The sequence below is a fragment of the Paraburkholderia sp. SIMBA_027 genome (assembly GCF_046535315.1).
Lineage (GTDB): Bacteria > Pseudomonadota > Gammaproteobacteria > Burkholderiales > Burkholderiaceae > Paraburkholderia > Paraburkholderia tropica.
On sequence record NZ_JAWRWY010000249.1, the window covers coordinates 1 to 333 of the forward strand.

Below are 333 nucleotides of genomic sequence, written 5' to 3' on the forward strand. Positions count from 1 at the left end.
TGGATCGTCACCAGCTCCAACGACAGATGGGGATGACGCTCGGCAAATTGCGGCAGCACCGTCGCAAAGAAGAAATTCGCAAACCCTTCCGGGGCACTCAGCCGCACCACGCCGCGCTGCGCCATCGCGCCGGTGGTAAGATCAGCCCGCAGCCGCTCTGTCTCCAGCTCCATCTTCTCGGCCGTCTCGACGAAGCGGTTGCCCATCGCCGTCAGCACATAGCCGCGCGGATTGCGCTCGAAGAGCTTGACCTTCAGCGCGAATTCCAGCCGGTCGATCCGCCGTGATACGGTGGCATGACTGCTCCGGAGCTGTCGCGCCGCAGTCGACAGC

The 333-nt window shown here is 64.0% G+C and carries 1 protein-coding gene; it reads right to left on the bottom strand.

Features of this window, described 5'->3' with window-relative positions; all coding sequences use genetic code 11:
• Positions 1-333, bottom strand: a 333-nt coding sequence (locus tag SB764_RS38985) for a LysR family transcriptional regulator (protein WP_410866609.1), incomplete at both ends; no start/stop codon positions are given.